At 62.4% G+C, this 16,074-nt stretch carries 14 protein-coding genes and 3 pseudogenes; 13 read left to right on the top strand and 4 right to left on the bottom strand.

The window, feature by feature from the left end:
- Positions 1-80 precede the first annotated feature (80 nt).
- From CD175_RS02730 to CD175_RS32025, 9 genes and pseudogenes are all read left to right on the top strand, one after another.
- Positions 81-425, top strand: a complete 345-nt coding sequence (locus CD175_RS02730) for a cupin domain-containing protein (RefSeq protein ID WP_007976122.1) — start codon at positions 81-83, stop codon at positions 423-425.
- A gap of 5 nt (positions 426-430) precedes the next feature.
- Positions 431-1,498 carry an aminoglycoside phosphotransferase family protein gene (locus CD175_RS02725; RefSeq protein ID WP_104447567.1) on the top strand — a complete coding sequence of 356 codons (1,068 nt, stop codon included), beginning with the start codon at positions 431-433 and terminating at the stop codon, positions 1,496-1,498.
- Complete coding sequence (locus CD175_RS02720) at positions 1,485-2,993, top strand: aldehyde dehydrogenase family protein (protein ID WP_104447566.1); 1,509 nt, start codon at positions 1,485-1,487, stop codon at positions 2,991-2,993. Before CD175_RS02725 ends, CD175_RS02720 begins: the two co-directional genes overlap by 14 nt.
- A gap of 27 nt (positions 2,994-3,020) precedes the next feature.
- Positions 3,021-3,500, top strand: a pseudogene (locus CD175_RS31530) (NTP transferase domain-containing protein); the annotation flags it as partial.
- 294 nt (positions 3,501-3,794) lie between these two features.
- The gene (locus CD175_RS02715; RefSeq protein ID WP_240628913.1) at positions 3,795-5,273 is read left to right on the top strand and encodes an aldehyde dehydrogenase family protein; all 1,479 of its coding nucleotides are present in this window, start codon (positions 3,795-3,797) and stop codon (positions 5,271-5,273) included.
- A gap of 580 nt (positions 5,274-5,853) precedes the next feature.
- The gene (locus tag CD175_RS31280; RefSeq protein WP_167399494.1) at positions 5,854-6,000 is read left to right on the top strand and encodes a hypothetical protein; all 147 of its coding nucleotides are present in this window, start codon (positions 5,854-5,856) and stop codon (positions 5,998-6,000) included.
- Between the two features lie 189 nt (positions 6,001-6,189).
- Positions 6,190-6,315 carry a hypothetical protein gene (locus CD175_RS31850; protein WP_256358990.1) on the top strand — a complete coding sequence of 42 codons (126 nt, stop codon included), beginning with the start codon at positions 6,190-6,192 and terminating at the stop codon, positions 6,313-6,315.
- A gap of 252 nt (positions 6,316-6,567) precedes the next feature.
- Positions 6,568-7,695, top strand: a pseudogene (locus CD175_RS32030) (PDC sensor domain-containing protein); the annotation flags it as partial.
- 324 nt (positions 7,696-8,019) lie between these two features.
- Positions 8,020-8,556, top strand: a pseudogene (locus CD175_RS32025) (methyl-accepting chemotaxis protein); the annotation flags it as partial.
- 22 nt (positions 8,557-8,578) lie between these two features.
- Here CD175_RS32025 and CD175_RS02705 read toward each other — a convergent pair.
- Together CD175_RS02705 and CD175_RS02700 are read right to left on the bottom strand one after the other, a co-directional pair.
- Positions 8,579-9,538: an HlyD family secretion protein gene (locus CD175_RS02705; protein WP_104447563.1), complete on the bottom strand. Its 960-nt coding sequence runs from the start codon at positions 9,536-9,538 to the stop codon at positions 8,579-8,581.
- A gap of 3 nt (positions 9,539-9,541) precedes the next feature.
- Entirely contained in the window at positions 9,542-9,913 is a 372-nt protein-coding gene (locus CD175_RS02700) for a DUF3302 domain-containing protein (protein ID WP_104447562.1), read from the bottom strand.
- A gap of 151 nt (positions 9,914-10,064) precedes the next feature.
- On the opposite strand from CD175_RS02700, the gene CD175_RS02695 reads away from it, so the two are divergent.
- Together CD175_RS02695 and CD175_RS02690 are read left to right on the top strand one after the other, a co-directional pair.
- Positions 10,065-10,727 (top strand): hypothetical protein, encoded by a 663-nt coding sequence (locus CD175_RS02695; RefSeq protein ID WP_102702492.1) that lies wholly within the window; start codon positions 10,065-10,067, stop codon positions 10,725-10,727.
- A 77-nt stretch (positions 10,728-10,804) separates the two neighbouring features.
- Complete coding sequence (locus tag CD175_RS02690) at positions 10,805-11,887, top strand: sterol desaturase family protein (protein ID WP_104447561.1); 1,083 nt, start codon at positions 10,805-10,807, stop codon at positions 11,885-11,887.
- A gap of 145 nt (positions 11,888-12,032) precedes the next feature.
- Here CD175_RS02690 and mug read toward each other — a convergent pair whose 3' ends face one another.
- Positions 12,033-12,554: a G/U mismatch-specific DNA glycosylase gene (gene mug / locus CD175_RS02685; protein WP_104447560.1), complete on the bottom strand. Its 522-nt coding sequence runs from the start codon at positions 12,552-12,554 to the stop codon at positions 12,033-12,035.
- Complete coding sequence (locus CD175_RS02680) at positions 12,547-13,173, bottom strand: TetR/AcrR family transcriptional regulator (RefSeq protein ID WP_104447559.1); 627 nt, start codon at positions 13,171-13,173, stop codon at positions 12,547-12,549. Before CD175_RS02680 ends, mug begins: the two co-directional genes overlap by 8 nt.
- Before the next feature lie 260 nt (positions 13,174-13,433).
- Between CD175_RS02680 and CD175_RS02675 the strand changes: the two genes are divergently transcribed.
- The gene (locus CD175_RS02675; protein WP_104447558.1) at positions 13,434-14,570 is read left to right on the top strand and encodes an HlyD family secretion protein; all 1,137 of its coding nucleotides are present in this window, start codon (positions 13,434-13,436) and stop codon (positions 14,568-14,570) included.
- Positions 14,570-16,066 carry a DHA2 family efflux MFS transporter permease subunit gene (locus CD175_RS02670; protein ID WP_104447557.1) on the top strand — a complete coding sequence of 499 codons (1,497 nt, stop codon included), beginning with the start codon at positions 14,570-14,572 and terminating at the stop codon, positions 16,064-16,066. Before CD175_RS02675 ends, CD175_RS02670 begins: the two co-directional genes overlap by 1 nt.
- Positions 16,067-16,074 lie beyond the last annotated feature (8 nt).

The raw sequence follows: 16,074 nt of genomic DNA, 5'->3' as shown, positions 1-16,074 counted from the left end.
TGTCGGCTGTCCCGCCGCCATCGCCGGCAAGCCGGCTCCTACAGGGGACATCTGAGACTGACTTTTTTGGAGAACAACACATGACTACCCCGTTTCTGTACGACCCGCTGAGCATCACCGACGTCAAGGATTGGGGCGTGATCCCGACCATGCTCGAAGGTGAATCCCGTGTCTCCGGCGTGGTGCTGCACAAAGGCCCCGAAGGCCAGTCCGAATGCGGCATCTGGATCTGCACCCCGGGCAAATGGTTCTGCCATGTCACCAGCGACGAGTTCTGCCACTTCCTCGAGGGCCGCTGCACGTACGTCCACGAGTCCGGCGAAGTGATCGAGATCAAGCCCGACACCGCCGCCTTCTTCGGCAAGGACTGGAAGGGTGTGTGCACCGTCCACGAGACCATCAAAAAGGTCTACATGATCCGGTGACTGCCATGACTGATGCACTGGCGTCATTGCCAACCCGTGAAGACCAGCGCGCCGCCTTTCTGGCCCGCGCCGGTTTCGCCGGGGCCCCGCTGGTGGCCTTGCCGGCGGATGCTTCGACCCGGCGCTATTTCCGCCTGGACGGCGCCGGCCTGTTGCTGATGGATTCGCCGCCTCATAGCGAACCCATCGGCCCGTTTGTGCGGATCGCCCGGCAGTTGCAAGGGCTGGGCCTGTCCGCGCCGGCCTTGCTGGAAGTGGATGAAGTGGCGGGGCTGGCGCTGATCGAGGATTTCGGTCACGACACCTACACCCGGCTGCTGCTGGCCGGGCATTCGGAGTCGGCGTTGTATCACCTGGCGGTCGATACGCTGGTGGCCTTGCATCGCGCAGCGCCGGCTGCGGAACTGGCGCCTTACGACGCGCAGCGACTGGCGGACGAGTGCGCGCTGTTCATCGACTGGTACGCGCCTTTACTCGTTGGCAAGGAGGCGGCACAGGGTTTGCGCGAAGAGTATCTGGCGCTGTTCGCCGAGGCTTGTGGTGACGTTGCCCAGCGCCGCGAAGCCCTGGTGCTGCGTGACTTTCACGTCGACAACCTGATGCTGCTGCAAGGCCGCGAAGGTGTCGCCGCCTGCGGCTTGCTGGATTTCCAGGACGCCCTGGCCGGGGCGGCGGCCTATGACCTGATGTCGCTGCTCGAGGACGCCCGGCGCGATGTGCCCGAGGCGTTGCGTGAGGCACTGATCAGCCATTACCTGTTGCAGCGCCCGGAGCTGGACGCATTGCGTTTTCTCGAAGACTACCGGCGCCTGGCCGCCCAGCGTCACGCCAAGGTGCTGGGGATTTTCGTGCGCCTGGCCGGTCGTGACGGCAAGCACGGTTACCTGGCGCACCTGCCGCGCACCCTGGGTCTGTTTGTTCGTGCGCTGGACGCCGAAGCCTTTGCGCCCCTGCGCCAGTGGCTCGACCGGCACGTATCGGGCTGGCGAGAAGAGCTGCCCGCCACGACCCTGGCGACATTGCGTGAAACCCCTTATCGATTGGTTCAAGGATTATCCCATGGCCACGTTTAACAGCGATTCTGCCTTGCGTTTCATCAACCCCGAGTTCCTGCCGCTGAGCGATGGTCGCGTGCGCCAGGTGCTCGATCCGGCGACCCTGCAACCGGTCGGGCAAGTCGGCGTGTGTGGCGAAGCCGATGTGCAAGCCGCCATCGATGCCGCCACCGCCGCGCAAAAACAGTGGCGCCTGGTGGACGCGAAAAGCCGCGCCGCGCGCCTGCATCAACTGGCCAATGCCATCGAACAGAACCTGGCGTGCAACCGCGAAGTCGCACGCCTGATGACCCTGGAGATGGGCAAGCCGTTTCCCGAGGCCATGGGCGAACTGGCCAACTGCGCGCCGATCTTTCGCTACTACGCGGAAATGGCCCGCGACGATGCCGGTAAGGTCGCCGGCACCACGCAGATCGGTTCCTTCCAGCATGTGCGCTATGAGCCCTATGGCGTCAGCGTGCACATCATGCCGTTCAACTTTCCGATCCTTCTGATGTGCTGGACGGTCGCCGCGTCGCTGGCGGCGGGCAATGCCTGCCTCATCAAACCGGCGGAAGCGACGACCCTGTGCACCCTCAAGTTCATGGAACATTTCAGCGCGTTGTTGCCGGGACTGGTGTCCTGTGTGCCGGGCGATGCGGCGACCGCGCAGCTGCTGGTGCAGTCGGCGCAGACTCACGCGGTGGCCTTCACCGGCAGTGTCGCGGCGGGGAAGGCGGTGGCCGTGGCCTGTGCCGAGCGGATGAAGCCTTGCGTCATCGAGGCGGGTGGCAGCGATCCATTGATCATCTCCAGGCATGCGCCGCTGGATGTCGCGGCGGCGGGTGCAGTGACGGCTGCGTTCCATCTCAGTGGGCAGATCTGCACGTCGGCCGAGCGCTTGTATGTCGTGGACGAGGTGCATGACGAATTTGTCGCGAAGTTCGCTGAACGCACCCGCGCCCTGCGTATCGGCCATGGCCTGGAACGCTCGGAGATCGGGCCGATGGCCAGCGAAGCGGCCCGCAATAAAGTCATGCGCCTGGTCGATGACGCTGTGGCCAAGGGCGCGAAAGTGGTGTGTGGCGGGCGGATTCCACCCCAGCAGACGGTCGGCTGGTTCTATGAGCCGACCATCCTCACCGGCGTGACGGGTGACATGGCGATTCTTCAGGAAGAGTGCTTTGGCCCGGTGGCGGCGATCTGCCGGGTCAGCGATTTCGATGAGGCGGTGCGGCTGGCCAACGACTCGCCGTTCGGCCTCGGGGCTTCGCTATTTTCCACGGACCTGGCCGAAGCCATGGAGGCCGCCGAGCGCCTGGAGGCGGGGATGGTCTGGGTCAACAACCCGCTGATCGACAACGATGCGCTGCCGTTCGGTGGCTGGAAGATGTCGGGTCTTGGGCGCGAGCTCGGGCGTCAGGGGCTGGAAGCGTTCCGCCGCTCGAAAATGGTCATCATCGATCATCAGCCGAAGATTCAGGACTGGTGGTATCCGTACACCGACGATGTGTTCTATCGCGATCCGGTCTGAAGCCCGGATGCACACAGGAGGATCGTGATGAACGACAACGTGGGCGGGTCGACGCTGGCGGTGATTCTCGCGGCCGGGCAGGGCAAGCGGATGCAGTCGCCGCTGCCCAAGGTGCTGCACCCGGTGGGCAACCGGCCGCTGCTCGGCCATGTGCTGGCGGCGGTGGAGGCGGCCGGTATCGAGCAACGGGCGGTGGTGGTGGGCGCGGGCGGCGGGCAGGTGGCTGAATACCTGCGGCAGGTCGCACCGACGGCACAGGTATTTACCCAGCATGAACAACGGGGCACGGCCCACGCGGTACTCGCCGCCCGGCCGGCCTTGCAGGTCCAGCAGCAGGGCTGTGTGTTGGTGCTGTTTGGCGACTCCCCCCTGATCACCCCGCAGACCTTGAATCGCTTGCGCAGGGCGTTGATGGACGGCGCGGCGGTGGCGGTGGCGGGTTTTCACACCCAGCAACCGGGACCCTACGGGCGGCTGCTGGTGGAGCAGGGGCGTTTGCGGGCGATCCGCGAAGCCAGGGATGCGAGCCCGCAGGAGCTGGACATCAACTTCTGCAATGGCGGCGTCATGGGCCTGCGGGCAGATACCTGCCTGTGGTTGCTGGAGCGTATCGGCAACCACAACGCCCAGGGCGAGTACTACCTCACCGATGCGGTGGCGTTGGCCAACGAAGCGGGGTTGATGGTGACTGCCGTGGAAGTGGAGGAAACCGACGTGCTCGGGGTCAATGACCGCGAGCAATTGCAGGTCGCCGAACAGCTGTACCAGCAGCGTCGGCAGCGCAGGATCAAGGAGTGTCCCATGGGTGACTATCAACGGTTGTACATCGGCGGTGAGTGGGTTGTCCCGGTTCAACGCGGTGTTTTCGATACGCTCGATCCGAGTGACGAGTCGGTGCTGGCGCGGGTCGCTTCTGCCACGTTCGAGGACGTCGACCGGGCGGTGGCGGCCGCGCGTTCGGCGTTTGATGAGGGGGACTGGCCACGCTGGTCCGGCGCGCAACGGGCCGAGGTCCTGCGCCGTATCGCCGAGGGCATTCGCCACCGTCAGGACGAACTGGCCGCCATCGAAGTGCGCGACAACGGCAAGCCATTGCCGGAAGCATTGTGGGACATCGCCGACACCGCCGGGTGCTTCGACTTCTATGCCGGGTTGGCCGAGCAGTCGGATCAACAGGGTGAACAGTCGATCGATGTGCCGGATGCGCGCTTCACGTCATCGGTGATCAAGGAGCCGGTCGGTGTGGTCGCGGCGATCATCCCGTGGAATTTCCCGATGTTGATGGCCTCGTGGAAGGTTGCCCCGGCGCTGGCGGCAGGTTGCACCGTCGTGCTCAAGCCATCGGAACTGACCCCATTGACCGCCCTCGAACTGGCGGGCATCGCCGACAAGGCAGGGTTGCCGGCCGGGGTGCTGAATGTGGTCACGGGCCTGGGACGCGAGGCGGGCGCGCCGCTGGCCAAACACCCGTATGTCGACAAGGTCGCCTTCACCGGCAGCGTACCGACCGGGCGCAAGATCATGCAGGCGGCTGCCAACGATATCAAAAACATCAGCCTGGAACTGGGCGGCAAATCACCCTTCGTGATCTTCGCCGACAGCGACATTGAAGCCGCCGTGGAGTGGATTCTGTTCGGGATCTTCTGGAACCAGGGCCAGGTCTGTTCAGCCACTTCACGGGTGCTGGTGGAGCGCGGGTTGTACCCGGCGTTGCTCGAACGCCTGATTGCCGCGACCGAGCAGATTCAGATCGGCCAGGGTTTCGAGGAGGGGGTGAAACTCGGGCCGCTGGTCAGTCAGGGGCAACTGGACAAGGTGCTGGCGGCCATTGCAGCCGGTCAGCAAGAGGGCGCTCGTCTGGTGTCGGGCGGCGGACGGCCGGGCAATCTAAAAAAGGGTTATTACCTGACGCCGGCGATTTTCGCCGATGTCCCCGAGGACAGCTCGGTATGGCGTGAGGAAATCTTCGGACCGGTAGTGTGCCTGCGCGCCTTCGACACGGAAGCCGAAGCGATCCGATTGGCCAATGATTCGCCGTTCGGTCTGGCGGCAGCGGTCATGTCCCGGGATATCCCGCGCTGCGAACGGGTCGCTCACGGATTTCGCGCCGGTATCGTGTGGGTCAACTGCTCGCAGCCGACCTTCGTCGAAGCGCCCTGGGGCGGCTACAAGCAGAGCGGCATCGGTCGCGAGCTGGGTGAGTGGGGCTACAACAACTACCTGGAAACCAAGCAGATTACCCGCTACAACGGCGAACCCTGGGGGTGGTACCTGAAGTGAACGCCGGTTGGCAGGTGCCCCGCAAGGGGGATCGGCCACAAATCCCTGTAGGAGCGAGCCCGCTCGCGATGGTCGTCAACGATAACGCGGGTTGGCGGGTACCCCGCGGCGCTCTCGGGTTTATCGCGAGCAAGCTCGCTCCTACATCCCCACACATGGGTTATTACACCCAGCTGACTGGGCCTTTATCACCACATTTGCGTCTCGCCTGGCACGCCGTCAAACAGCTTGTTCATTAACTTGGACTTTTTCTTGGCCCTGTGATGATGGCTCATTCGTTGCTTAACCTCCTGGTACCCGCAACAGTTTTCGTCCCGGACATCATGGAGACGGCGGGACTCGCCTGATTCGGTATGACGCGAGGGGTGAAAAATGAAGCGAGCGACACCAGCATGCAACGCCATCGCCTTACCGTTCAGGTCAAGCCCGCCCTGCACGATGCTCCTTCCCGGAACACGTCACGGGCTGACAACGCGCTTGCACCCAACGTGCAGACATCATTCAGATCGCCACCGACGGCCAGCCCAGCCCATTGTTCGCGAGAGCTATTACATGTACGGCGGGAAAGGGAGAATGGGTGATGGCTTCCACGACTAAATCCATTGATCTGATCACGAAAAGATCGACACACCTTTATAAGCAGCTCGCTCAGTTGAGTCTGATGGTTGTTGCGTTGCTGATGATGCTGGCGTTGTCTGCCGTACTGGCGATGGCGTTGACCCTTTGAGCGCTCTGACCTCCCGTCGCCGATGACGGGTCAGGTCTGATGCAAACAGGTGAGCAAGCCTGTGAATTACCCAGCCTATGGAACTGCAAACCATTTCGGCAATCGAATCCTTTACGGGCGAGACTGGCGTCGTAATGGTTACGCATTCGCATTGAACGCCCCGTATGGCTGTAAAGCCGGGAGGGTTGCATGGGAAACAGTGCGATGGTCAAGTTCTTTGCGGGCTACCTGTTCGTATGCGCACTGCTGGCATGGGCGGTGACCCAGGCGTCGCCCTGGATTGCCTCGCACCTGCTGCTCAACTGGATTCTCTAGCGCCGCGCCCCTCAATGCCACGCCCGATACTTCAAGCTCCGCGAGGGTGCAAGCCACGGTTTGACCTTCTTCCTCTCCTGCGGTCCTGCCGCAACCTGTTTTCCCTCACGCATTCCAGTGGCAGACGAACGGTCATTTGCATTGCACTGTGACGGTGCGTCTCTATATAGTGGCATAACAACATCACCCCTTGGTCAGCGGAGCTGCATTCACATCGTTGGGCGCTCTGGCTGACGCCTTGCCCAATAGAGAATGTGCATGCCAAACCGCTCTTTACACTTCAAGTTGTTCTGGACGGCCCTGACTGGAACAGTGGTCGTCATGGCGTTGCTCCTGGGTTCCATTGCCTGGATCGCTTATGGCACGTCGATAAAGGAAACCTCTGCGCTGGTCGAGACCATCGTCAAGGCCAATGCCAAGGAAGTCGAAGTTGAACTGGGTGCCGGCTTTACCGTGGCCGAGTCGCTGGCCAGTGTCGCCACGGCGATGCAGCAACAGCACGTCGAGCGCCGGGCCGCTGATGCGATGACGCGCCAGTTGCTCGAGGCCAATCCGAACCTGTTGGGCCTGGGGCAATACTGGGAAGCCGATGCGTTCGACGGCAAGGACAGTGACTTCGTCAACCAGCCGAACCACGACGCCACGGGCCGTTACCTGACGTACTGGAATCGCGCGAACGGCTCGGTGAAGTCCGAGCCGCTGAGCGGTTACGCCCCGGAGAATGCCGATAACCAGTACTACTACCGGCCGCTGCACACCCGTCAGTCATGGGCGACCGAGCCCTATGTCTACAGCACGGGCAACGGCCAGAAGGTGATGCTGGTATCGATCATGGCGCCACTGTTGCAGGGTGGCAAAGCGCTGGGGGTGGCCGGTGTCGATATTCCGCTGGAAAACATCAACCGGCAGTTGGCGAAAATCGACGCCTATAAAGGCTACGGTGCGCTGGTCTCCAGCGATGGGCTGTACGCCAGCCATCCCGATGCCAAGCGCCTGGCACAACCGGCCGACGATTTGCCGGCTGAAGCCAAAAGCGCCATCAAGGCCGGCCAGCCCTATCATTTCCAGCGCGATGGCTGGGGCTATGTGCTGCAACCGGTGCGCATCGGCAAGGCTCCGAACAGTTGGGCGTTGATGGTGGCTTATCCACTGGCCGAAGCCATGGCCGGCATCAATCACTTTCTCTATACCGCGGTGGTCATCGGCCTGGTGGCACTGCTGGCGCTGGCCATTGTGCTCTGGCATTTGCTGGCATGGCAGATTCGTCCGCTGTCGGGCCTGACGGTCGGTATCCAGGCCTGGGGCGGCGAACTGGGCCTGCGTTTCGAACAACGCAGCGGCGATGAGACCGGCAAGCTGGCCGGGGCGTTCAACCAGTTCATCCAGCGCCTGGGGGACCTGGTGGGGTCGATCCGCCACAGCAGCGCGACGCTGATGCAGATCTCCACGCACCTGGGCGACACCACCCAGGCGGTTGCCGAGCGCGCCACCTCGCAACACACGGCCACCGAGGAAATGGCCAGCGGCGTCACGGCGCTGGCGCACTCGGTGACGGAAATGTCCCAGCAGGCCGAAGACGTGGAACAACTGGCGCGCAATACCGAGATGTTGACCACGCATATCTCCGGGGACATGAGCCAGACCCTCGCCGGCATCACCCACATCGACCAGACCATGGATGTGGTGGCGGGCGCCGTGGGCGATCTGGAAAAACGTTCGCAGCAGATCGCCGGCATCATTGCGGTGATCCGCAGCATCGCCGACCAGACCAATTTGTTGGCGCTCAACGCGGCGATTGAAGCGGCGCGGGCAGGGGAGCAGGGTCGCGGATTTGCCGTGGTGGCCGATGAAGTGCGGCAACTGGCCGAGCGCACCAGCCGTTCGACCGGGGAAATCGGCGAGATGATCGGGGCCATTGGTTCGGATGTGCGCAACACCGTCGCCAACGTGCAGCAGGTCGGTGAGGCGGTGCGTCAGGGTGTCGTGCAACTGACCACGTCGGCGCAGGGTGTGGACCAGATCCGCCAGCATGCCCAGGACATTCTGACGCGCATCAGCGAAGTGGCGCGCCAGACCCAGAGCCAGGCCGCGACAGGGGAGCAATTGTCCGTCGCGATCCAGGGTGTGAGTCGTATTTCCGAGCAGAACGATCACGCGATCCGCAGCCTGCTCGATCAGTCGTTGCAACTGCGCGACCAGGCCGGTTCGCTGAACCGGCAACTGACCCAATTCAAGGATTGAGCCAGTTGCCGACGCTAGCGGGTTAGTGGAACGGAAAGATGTAGTTCATCCAGGCAGCCATGCGCAGGAGGATCTTGCGCATCATCGCGATGTGATGGAAATGCTGGCTGTACAACGCCGCCTGGCCGTAGGCCCCGCCGGGCATCCGGTCGGCGTACTGGGCATAGTCGGGATCGGTGATTTCAATGATCACCGGTACCCGGCCGGCCGGTGGTGAACCGGTGAAACCGATCAGCGTGCCCGAAGGTTGGATCTGGCCTTCGGCGATGACCGAAACCACGGTTTTGACCTTGCCTTCGAACACCTTCCCGGGAATGCCGTCAAAAGCGACTTCGGCCTCATCGCCCTCGGTCAGGCGCAACAGGCTGTTCTGCCGCATCCACGCCGAGAAGTAATGCCCTTCGGCGGGAATGAACACCATCGAGGGGCGCAGCGGCAGCTTGGTCGCCATCATGCCCGGACGCAGCGAAACATGGGTGACGAAGCCTTTGCTGGGCGCACGCACCGTGGTGTTGTCGAGTTCGTACTGCGCGTTGTCCAGTTGTGCCTTCAGGTCGTCACTGCGAGCGATCACCATATCCAGTTCACGTTGGGTACTGAAGTTACGCTTGATCAACTCGGTGATTCGGGCACGATCGGCCTGGGCGGCAATCAGCTGTGCCTTGAGGGATTTCACCCGGTACTCGAAGGGCGCGGGGTCGATGCGAAACAGCACATCGCCTTTTTCCAGGGGCTGGTTGGTCTTGACCGGCACGTCGATCACCTGGCCACTGACCACGGGAATCACCGGAACCGATACGAAATAGGAACGCGCCACTTCGGAGTAGGGGTGGTTGTAGTTCATCGTGAAAATCAGCGCGCCGATAATCACGATCCCGCCCAGCACCGCCGTGGGCACCGTCCATTTGTTCAGGGGGATGCGGAAGATCTTGAAGATGGCAACGCAGAGTGCCGCATACGTCAATATGAGTAAGAGATCCATGGCTCAAATGCCCTCGCCGAGATTGTCCGTTGGCTGTCTTCTCTGCGTCGTGCCCGTCGCCGCCTCGAGGCGCTCGATCCGGCCTTGCAGTTCGGCGACCTGTTGTTCGAGGTGAACCACATGGCTCTTGGGTGAGTGTCCGTCACTGAAACCCCAGCCCCGGTCCTCTCGATAGGCCATCGCCCAGATCCACAGGAACGGCCAGAGCGCGTGCAGGGTGAACAGGCTGACCCAGCCGGTGGCGTGGATAGCATCCTGGTGAGGGTGGTTGCGGTGGACGGCAATTTCATAGGGGATGTCGTGGAGCAGGATGATCCCGTAGAACAGGACGAGCCCGACAAAGATCAGTATGCCCAGCGCGAAGTAATCAAGCATGAATCACTCCTATTGAAGCAGGTAACGTGTGCGCATGAGTGTAGTCGTTCAATCTACACTTGACGGGGATGCGGATCTCCAGCCCGGGCACCCGGTGCCTGGCCGACGCGTCGACCGGTATCGTGCAGTTAGCCCAAGGGGAGGTGTACTCATGCCAGGCAATGGTCAATTCGAAAGGGCGCCTGTACTTGACCCTGTCGAGCGCATTACCGAGGTGATCTTCGGCCTGCTGATGGCCATGACGTTCACCGGCACCATCAGCGTGGCCACGGCAGACCAGGCCGCCGAACGCACGATGATGCTGGCCGCGCTCGGTTGCAATCTCGCCTGGGGACTGGCCGATGCGGTCATGTACCTGTTGCGTGCACTGGTCGAGCGCACGCGCCGGATCAAGCTGTACCTGGCCTTGCGCAATGGCGCGGACGCCGCGGCCGGTCAGGCGCTCATTGCACAAGTACTGCCGTTGCAATTCGCGACGGCGGCCGGCAGCGAGGGCCTGGAGCTGTTGCGTCGTCGGCTGCTCGAGCAGCCGCCCTTGCCGATCAGGGCCGGCCTCGGCTGGACCGACTTCAGGGGGGCGTTCGGTGTTTTCCTGTTGGTGGTGTGCTCGACCTTTCCGCTGGTGGTGCCGTTCATACTGCTCGACCAGACCGCACTCGCCATCCGCTTGTCCAACCTGATCGGACTCGTGGTGCTGTTCATCGCCGGCTGGATGCTCGCCAGATACGCTGGCGCCACGCAGTGGCAGGGTGGGGTGATCATGGCCGCTACGGGAGGTGTGTTGATCCTTGCGATCATTGCGCTGGGCGGCTGACAACTGGACATAATTCAGCACACTAAAGACTCATTCTCATTTACAATTGCCCTTCCATTTACGTTGGGCAGCCCGGTATGGATGTTCTTGCCGCAATCCATCTTTATTTATCCCAGTGGGTGATCGAGCCGGTCACCCGGCAGTTCCTGGGCATTTTCGACTTCAACGGCAGACTCGGTCTATCCTTTCTCTGCATGTCTTACAGCGTCGCTTATTGCCTGTTCCGGCACCGTAAATCGCGGGGTTTGACCGACGCGCATTCCTTCGTTCAGTTCATCGGTGGCAGCCGGGTTTACCTGCACCGCTCGGCGCTGCTCGACTACCGCTATTACTTCGTACTGGCCATCCTCAAGGTTGTCCTGGTGCTGCCCATCGTCGCACTGGTCGATCCGTACGTGCTGCGCTCGGCGGACTACATCGCCTTCTTCACCCGGCTGTGGGGCGCGCGCACGCAAGTGGAGGAGCACCTGGCGCTGACTCTGCTCTATGGACTGGGGGTATTCCTGGTCAAGGATTTCAGCCATTACTGGGGCCATCGCGCGTTTCATTCGCGGTATCTGTGGGCCTTCCACAAAGTCCATCATTCGGCGCCCGTGCTGGTGCCGGCGACGGCCAGCCGCGTGCACTTTCTGGAAGAAGTGGTCGAAAAGCTCACGGACATCATCTGTGTCGGCGCCTTTGCCGGTGTCTTCTGGTACGCCTGCGGGGGAGAGATCAGCCGCTACACATTGTTTGGCGTGACCTACATGGTGTTCATCTTCAATAGCCTGGCGGCCAACCTGCGTCACAGCCATGTCTGGTTGTCCTTCGGGCCAGTGCTTGAGCGGGTGTTGAGCAGCCCGGCGCAACATCAGATTCATCACAGCGATGCGCCACGACACTTCAACAAGAACTTCGGCATCAACCTGTCGCTGTGGGACTGGATGTTCGGCACGCTGTACGTCACCCGGTCCACACCCGAGGTCATCCATTTCGGCACCGGGGAGCAGGATCACGAGCGTTACCTGACGATGAAGGGTTTGATCGTCACGCCTTTTGTGGATGTCAGCCGCAAACTCCTCTGTGCAATACGCCCGAAAGCACAGCCTGAAAGCGCATCTGATCCGTATTTTTCAGTGCAATCTGCCTCTGTAACGGATGCAGCCGCCAGCCCACAATAAATCTCCGGTACGGCAGCATTCGGCGCCCGCTGTACCGCCAATTCATAGTGTGGGAGGCCGCATGGCCAAGATGACGATTTTTCTCGGCGGTTTTCTGCTGTTGACCATCCTGATCGGTGTGCTGGCGACGATTCCTCCGGCGTGATCACTGCGGCCGGTTTTCGTCGATGGCCAGGCGCAGCTCGCGGTACGCCGCGACCAGTTGCTCAAGGCTGAACGCACGATTTCTGCCGCTGGGGTTCGGCAGGACCCAGACCGCAGCGTTGCCGAAGGTTTTCGCTTGAAGACCCCAGGCAACCTCGCGCTGACCGGACAGCGCGCAATACGCGGCCTTGCCCAGGAATGCCACGAAACGCGGCGCATGGCGGGCGATTTTCTGTTCGAAGCCCGCTGCGGCGGCGCTGAACTCGTGCAAGGACAACTGATCGGCGCTGGCCGTCGGCCGCTCGACCACTGCGGTCAATCCGCATTGATAGCGCAAGAGTGTCCGGTCGTTTTCCGGTTGCACTTGCCCGGGGGTAAACCCGGCGAGATGGAGCGTGCGCCAGAAGCGATTGCCGCGCCCGGCAAAATGGTGCCCTTGGGCGGCGGCGGTCATGCCGGGATTGATGCCGCAAAAGATTACGGCAAGCTCCTCGGCAAGAATATCCTCGAGTCTTTCACTCACCGCAGATCACTCTGATCGCCTGGCGTGCGAGCCCTGTCAGCTCGGCTCGGGATTTACCGGCCCGGGCACGTATCGAAATGCTGTGAAGCAGGGACGAGGCGAGCACGGCAAGGGCGGCCGGGTCGGCATCGCCTTTCAACTCGCCAGCATTTTTCGCCGCTTGCAGGCGTACTTCCAGATCGGCATCCAGCCGGCTCAAACGGTCGGACAGCACTTCGCGAATCTGCGGGTCCTCGACGGCTTCGGTGGTTGCCGTGCCGATGGCGAAGCAACCGCGGGGCTGGCCATCGCCCGAGAAGTAAATCGATAACTGCCCCTCGTAGAAACGCTGCAAGGCCTCGGCCAGCGGCAGGCTCAGGTCCGTCAGCGCCTCATGCATGGCCGCCGCGGCAAACTCCCAATATTGCTCCAGCGCTTTGATGTAGAGCGCGTGCTTGTCGCCGAATGCCGCATAGAGGCTGGGGCGGTTCATGCCGGCGGCGGTGGCGATGCTGTCCAGGGACGCGCCGGAATAGCCGGTGTTCCAGAACACACCGAGTGCCTGCTGCAACGCGGTCTGCGGGTCGTAGGCCCGAGGGCGGCCGCGGCCTTTGCCCTCTGTCGATTTATTTTGTGCCATGTCGTACAAAATCCTTGTGGGGAGATGGGGCGAGGGATATTCTTACACCATCGCACAAAATTAAGGAATCAGAAATTCCTTGATCCAGGGTTTGTTGTAGCCGGGCTCGAACTGAGTGTTGCGGCGACGAAACCGACGCGCTGGGAGCGATCCTCCCGACCGCGCACGGGCTTGCTTGTTTACAGCATTTATTGACCCCCGGGCCGTCGCCGCTTGTTGCCGATGCGGGCCCGATTACCCGGCTAAAGGTGAACTCGATCATGACCAAACCCTTCGATATCCCGGCTTCACAGACCTTCGGGCAGCCTGACCCGAACCCGCTCGGCGCAGCCACCGCAAAACCGCTGAAACAGAGGTTGCGTCCCTGGCTGATGGTGGGTGTTCCCCTCCTGTTCGCGGCGCTGGGCTATGCCCACCATGTGTCGGGCCAGGCCTATGTGTCGACCGACAACGCTTACGCCCGAGTGGCCAAGGCGTCGATCAATGCGCGGATCTCCGGGCAGGTGGTCGAGATCGCCGTCGAGGACAATCAGCAGGTCAGCAAGGGCCAGGTGCTGTTCCGGATCGATCCGAAACCCTTCCAGATCGCCGTCGACCGTGCGCAAGCGCAACTGAGCGTGGCGCGGCTGCGGATCGACGGACTCAAGGCCAGCTATCGCCAGCAACAGGCGGAACTGCAATCGGCAAAAGAGTCGGCTGACTTCGACCAGAAGGATTTTGCCCGCAAGAAAGCACTGGTCGCGACCGAGTTCGTTTCGAAGTCGATCTACGAACGGGCCGACACTGACGTGAAGGTGGCGCGGCAACGGATCGCGTCCATTGAGCAACAGATCGCCAGCACCGTGGTGGCCCTGAACGGCAATCCGAACATCGAGGCCGATAGCCATCCGACGGTGCGCGAAGCCCAGGCGCAGCTCGACGAGGCGCAGTTGTACCTCTCGTACACCACGGTGTATGCGCCGCAGGATGGCATCGTGGCCAAGGTCGACGACCTGCAGGTGGGCAACTACCTGAACAACGGCGCGCCGGCCTTTGCCTTGTTGTCCGGTCACGAGATCTGGATCGAGGCCAACTTCCGCGAGACTGACGTGACCCACATGCGCCCTGGCCAGCAAGCCACCATCCGCATCGATACCTACCCGGATCGCGTGTTCAAGGCCCACGTCACCAGCATGAGCCCGGGGGCCGGTTCGGATTTCGCCCTGCTGCCACCGGAGAACGCGACCGGCAACTGGGTCAAGGTGACGCAGCGGGTGCCAGTACGGCTTGAACTCGACGAAGTGGACCCGGCGCTGCCGCTGTTCTCCGGGACCAGCGCCACGGTAAAGATCGACACCCGGTTTCGCAGCCCCTGGTGGCATCCGCTCAAGGCATTGCTGACCGCAGGTAACTTCTGATGAACGCCCAAGCGATAGTAAGCCCCGGCGGGGAGGGTGCGCGCTCCCTCAGGTTCGCTGCTTTGCTGGCGACCTATATGCAGTCGGCCAATCTGCCGTTGCCGAACGCGGTACTCAGGTTGATTCAGGGCAGCCTGTCGATGACCGACGATCAGGCGGGCTGGATTTTCACCTCGTACCTGGCCGCGAGTGCGATCAGCATGCCGCTGGCCCAGTGGCTGGCCGCACGCTTTGGCTTGAAGTGGGTGTATCAGTGGGCGCTGGCGTTGTTTGTCCTGGGCTTGCTGCTCGCCACGGTGGCGACGACTCCGCTGGAATTCGTCGGCGCGCGCATCGTTCAAGGCATTGCCAGCGGCGTACTGGCGCCGCTGTCGATGGCGATCGCCCTGGAAACCTTGCCGCTGGAAAAGCGTGCGAAGTTCGGCGTGAGCTGGACCGCCATCGTGCTGTTCGGCATCGTCAGCGGCCCGAGTATCGGTGGCTGGATCGCCGAACATTTCGGCTGGCGCCCGATGTTCTACCTCAGCGTGCCACTGTCGGTGTTTATCTTCCTGGTGGCGGCGCTGTTGTTGACCGAGAAGAAAGCCGAAAAACCTCCGGCGTTCGATTTCTTCGGTTTCGGCACCTTCACCCTCGGCCTGATCAGCCTGCAGATGCTGCTCGACCGGGGTGAACGACTGGACTGGTTCGCCTCGCCCGAGATCTGGCTGGAAGCCGTGGCGTCGGCGCTGGGGTTCTACCTGTTCGTGGTGCACGTGCTGACCTCGAACGTGCACTTCCTCAACAAGCACCTGCTCAAGGACCGCAACTTCGTGCTGTCGACAGTGATCTTTTTCGCCCTCGGTTTTGTGCTGTTGTCGACCATGGCCCTGACCTCGCCGATGCTCGACGAGATTCTCGGCTACCCGCCGGACACCACGGGCGCCTTGACGATCCCTCGTGGCGTGGGCCTGGTCGGTGCCTTCCTGCTGATGGGGCGGCTGCCCCAGCGCTTCGACCGTCGTCTCTTTGTGGCCGCCGGTATCGCCATCGTGATCTATGCCAACTGGCTGATGCTCGGCTATTCGCCGCTGATGGACGAGTGGCCCGTGGCGGTCGCCGGCGCGATCCAGGGCGCGGGCCTGGGCATCCTGATGCCGGCGGTGAGCAACGTCGCGTTCAGTACCCTCGACCCCGCGCTGCGCGCCGAAGGCACCGGCCTGTTCAACCTGGCCCGGGTCTACGGCAGCACGCTGGGGGTGGCGATCGTGCAGCTGTTTTTCTTCAACAACACCCAGGCCATGCACATGGCGCTGGTCAGCAACCTCACGCCGTACCGCACCGCCACGCAGTCGCTGGCCTCGGCGCCGTTGCAGGTGCTGGAGGGGCTCAACGAAATGATCACCGGCCAGGCCGCGTTCATCGCCGTGGTCGACCAGTTCAAGATCCTGATGGTGGTGATGCTGGTGGTGAGCCCGCTGGTGCTGTTTCTTCGCAAGCCTGTTGCGGCCAATTAGTTTTCGTG

The organism is Pseudomonas laurylsulfatiphila (assembly GCF_002934665.1).
In the GTDB taxonomy this organism is placed as follows: Bacteria; Pseudomonadota; Gammaproteobacteria; order Pseudomonadales; family Pseudomonadaceae; genus Aquipseudomonas; species Aquipseudomonas laurylsulfatiphila.
The sequence above is the reverse complement of the archived record's forward strand: the minus strand, read 5'-3'. Positions and strand labels throughout refer to the sequence as shown.